The organism is Halomonas sp. 707D4 (assembly GCF_024158685.1).
Classification (GTDB): Bacteria; Pseudomonadota; Gammaproteobacteria; order Pseudomonadales; family Halomonadaceae; genus Vreelandella.
In genome coordinates this window covers 1-4118 of the sequence record NZ_JAMZBD010000290.1, presented here as the reverse complement: position 1 = coordinate 4118, position 4118 = coordinate 1, and the positions used below count along the sequence as shown (strand labels likewise).

Annotated in this window: 3 protein-coding genes; all 3 read right to left on the bottom strand. The window is 65.5% G+C overall.

Annotated elements, in window-relative coordinates; translation table 11 throughout:
* Positions 1–96: 96 nt before the first annotated feature.
* Positions 97–1905 carry an acyl-CoA dehydrogenase C-terminal domain-containing protein gene (locus BIS11_RS12220; RefSeq protein ID WP_253424972.1) on the bottom strand — a complete coding sequence of 603 codons (1809 nt, stop codon included), beginning with the start codon at positions 1903–1905 and terminating at the stop codon, positions 97–99.
* Positions 1906–2123: 218 nt separating this feature from the next.
* Positions 2124–2891, bottom strand: coding sequence for an SDR family NAD(P)-dependent oxidoreductase (locus BIS11_RS12215; protein WP_253424968.1), 768 nt, complete (start codon positions 2889–2891; stop codon positions 2124–2126).
* Positions 2892–2916: 25 nt separating this feature from the next.
* Positions 2917–4118: AMP-binding protein (locus BIS11_RS12210; protein ID WP_253586129.1), on the bottom strand; the 1202-nt coding region annotated here is incomplete at its 5' end.

Below are 4118 nucleotides of genomic sequence, written 5' to 3'. Positions count from 1 at the left end.
ACGCTGGGCGTCCCCGGCAGCGGATGCGTACTTTACGGATTCGCCGCCGGGAGTGCAAGGGCTTTTTGAAAAAACTTCGCCGCCCGGGCAGAGTGGTCAGATCTCGAAGCCGAGCCCGAAATCGTCACTCGAGATCGCCATGAGTGGCGCAGCACCTGCCTGGATCATCCGGGCGTGAGCTCGGGTACGCGGCAGAATGCGCTGGTAGTAGAAGCGTGCGGTATCGATCTTGGCTTTATAGAAGGCCTGATCGTCGCCTTCGAGTCCTGCGCTTGCGCTCTTCACCGCCCGAGCGAAGAGGTAAGCCAGCGCCACGTAGCCCGAATACATCAGGTAGTCGACGCTTGCCGCCCCCACCTCTTCGCGATCCTGCATCGCCTTCATGCCGATGCCCATGGTGAGCTCACCCCACTCGGCGTTGAGCTTGGCCAAGGGTTCGATGAACTCCCCGAGCATCGGGTGATCGGCCTCGCTCTTGCAGAACTTGTGAATTTCCTTGGTGAAGACCTTGAGCGATTCACCCTGGCTCATCAGCACCTTGCGCCCCAGCAGGTCGAGCGCCTGGATACCGGTGGTGCCTTCGTAGAGACGCGTGATGCGCGCGTCGCGCACCAGCTGCTCCATGCCCCACTCCTTGATGTAACCGTGACCGCCGAAGACCTGTACGCCTTCGTTGGTGCACTCGAAGCCCACCTCGGTCAGAAACGCCTTGACGATCGGCGTCAGAAGCCCGAGCAGGGTATCGGCGCGGTCGCGCTCCTCACCCTCGGCGCCGTGCTCCACCCGGTCCAGCAGCTGCGCCGCGTAGAGCACCAGCATCCGCCCGCCTTCGGCGAAGGCCTTTTGGGTGAGCAGCATGCGCCGCACGTCCGGATGGTGAATGATCGGGTCGGCGGGTTTCTCCGGGACCTTCTTGCCGGAGAGCGCGCGCATCTGCAGCCGGTCGCGGGCGTAGGCGAGCGAGTTCTGGAAGCTCGCCTCGATCAGCCCGAGTCCCTGGATGCCCACCCCCAGGCGCGCCGCGTTCATCATGGTGAACATGCACGCCAACCCCTTGTGGGGCGGGCCGACCAGATAACCGGTGGCATCGTCGAAGTTCATCACGCAGGTAGCGTTGCCGTGAATGCCCATCTTGTGTTCGAGCGACCCACAGACCACGCCGTTGCGCTCGCCGGGATTGCTGTCGCCATCCGGCAGGAACTTGGGTACCACGAACAGCGAGATGCCCTTCGAGCCTTCCGGCGCATCCGGCAGTTTCGCCAGCACCAGATGGACGATGTTCTCGGCCAGGTCGTGCTCGCCGGCGGAGATGAAGATCTTGGTGCCGGTGATACGGTAGGCATCGCCCTCGGCGGGCACCGCGCGGGTCTTGATCAGGCCAAGGTCGGTGCCGCAGTGCGGTTCGGTCAGACACATGGTGCCGGTCCAGGTACCTTCCACCAGCTTGGTGAGATAGGTGGCCTGCTGCGCGTCGCTGCCGTGGTGGCGCAGCGCATCGGCGGCGCCATGGGATAGCCCAGGATACATGCCCCAGGCCAGGTTGCTGGCACAGATCATTTCCGACAGCGCCATGGCAAGAGACGCCGGCAGCCCCTGTCCCCCGTGCTCGGGGTCGGCGGCCAGACTCGGCCAACCGCCTTCGACGTACTGGCGGTAAGCCTCACGAAAACCGTCCGGGGCTTTCACATCGCCATTGTCGAGTCGCCGGCAGCCCTGCTCGTCGCCGCTCTGGTTGAGGGGCAGCAGCACTTCGCGCGCAAAGCGCCCGCCCTCTTCGAGAATCGCGCTCACCACGTCGGGCGAGGCGTCCTCACCCTTGCCGAGCACGGCATAGTGAGCGGGGTAGTCGAGAAGTTCGTCCATGACGAACCGCAGGTCACGCAGCGGGGCTTGATAACGGGGCATGGGTGTTCTCCAAAAGGGTGCTGAGAGCCACGATAAACGCATCGACTCGCTTTCAAACAATCGTTTGAAATTAGCGTGCACCGATCCTTGCGTCAAGCCAAGGACCGAAGGTACACAGCCATTCAGCTGCTCTCTTTAGTCGAATACGCCGCGATCACGTTCGCTCGCGCATAAAAAAACTCGCCGCGAAAAGCGACGAGTCTTGAAGGGGGAGTCCCTTACTGCATGCGAATGCCACCATCCAGACGGATCACCTCGCCATTGAGCATCGGGTTGGTGATGATCTGCTCGGCGAGCAGCGCAAACTCCTCGGCGCGCCCCAGCCGTTTGGGAAAGGGCACGCCGGCGACCAGCGCATCATGGGCCTCGCGCGGGATCTCGCTCATCATCGGCGTCTCGAACACCCCCGGGGCGATGGCCATGACGCGGATGGCGTGGCGTGAAAGCTCCCGGGCGGCGGGCAGGCTCATGCCCACCACGCCCGCCTTGGAGGCGCTGTAGGCGCACTGCCCCACCTGGCCATCGAAGGCGGCGATCGATGCGGTATTGACGATCACCCCGCGCTCGCCGCTGGAACACGGCGCGTTTTTGGCCATGGCGGCAGCGGCCAGGCGCATAACGTTGAAGGTCCCCACCAGGTTGATCTGGATCGTTCGGGCGTAGGCGTCGAGATCCGCCGGGTGTCCTTCCCGGTCGACCAGCTTGGCCACGCTCACCACGCCCGCGCAGTGGACCACGCCGGCAAGCCCGTGCTCGCCGCCCAGCGCGACGGCGGCCTCGAACGCCTCGGCCATCTGCTCGCCCGAGGTCACGTCGCCCTTCACTGCCCGGGCGCGCTCGCCAAGCGCCTTGGCCTGATCGAAGACGCCGTCGCTCAGGTCACACAGCACCACCTTGCCGCCCAGGTCGATCAAGCGCGCAGCGGTCGCGGCGCCCAGACCCGAGGCGGCGCCGGTGATCAGAAAGCATCGATTGCGTATATCCACCTTGGAGTCCTTTGTAGGCCATGTATCAGAAAGTCGCCGGCGCGTTCGCCTGGGCGCGCAGCTTGAAGCGCTGGATCTTGCCGCTCGGGGTCTTCGGCAGCTCGTCGACGAACTCGACCTCCCGCGGGAAGGCGTGGGTCGAGAGGCGCTCGCGCACCCGCGTGCGGATCTCGTCGGCCAGCGCCTCGCTGGGTTCGAATCCCGCCCGCAACACGACGAAGGACTTGATGATCTCGCCGCGAATCTCGTCGAGTTTGCCCACCGCCGCCGACTCCGCCACCGCCGGGTGGGTCATCACGCTGTTCTCGACGTCCGTCGGCCCCACTCGATAGCCCGCGGTGGTGATGATGTCGTCGTCGCGGCCGGCGAACTGGAAGGTGCCGTCCTCGTTTTGCACCACCACGTCGCCGGTCAGGTAGTAGCCCTTCACGAACGGATCCTTCTCCTGCCAGGTGTAGCCCGGGAAGAAATGGACCGGCGAACGGTCGATGTCCACCGCCAGCACGCCGGGCTGGCCCGGCGGCAGCTCGTTGTACTCGGCATCGAGGATCGCCAGCCGATAGCCCGGCAGCGGTACGCCCATGCCGCCGACATGCTTGGGGTGCTCGAGACGATGATGATTGTTGCAGGTCATGCCGGTCTCGGTCTGGCCGTAGTGGTCCATCACCGGGCAGCCCAGGGACGCCTCCACCCAGTTGACCACCTCGGTATTGAGCGGCTCGCCCGCCGAGCTCGCCGCGCGAAGCGCGAGCGTTCGATGGGCCTCGTCGAACAGGGCGGAGGCCTTCATCAGCCGGTACGCCGTCGGCGCGGCGGCGAAGTTGGTGATGCGGTGGCGCTGCATGAAGGCAAGCGCCCCCTCGGCGCTGAAGCCCGCCTCGCAGAAGTGCGTGGTGGCACCGAGCAGCAAGGGCCCGACGATGGCGTAGTAGAGCCCGTAGGCCCAGCCCGGGTCGGCCATGTTCCAGAACCGGTCCTCGCGCTTGAGATCGACGGCAAGTTCCATGTAGAGCGCGAAGGCCATCATCGCCTTGAGCGGTACCGCCACCCCCTTGGGCTTGCCCACGGTACCCGAGGTGAACATCTGCAGAAATGGCGCCTCCGACGAGAGCCTGGGCGGGGCCTGATCGAGCGCCGGGTGATCGAGCGCGGCCTGCCAGTCGAGATCCGTCTCGCGCCGGGCGCTCGCCTCGCCGATGGTCAGTACCGGCGGGCACGGCTCCAGAC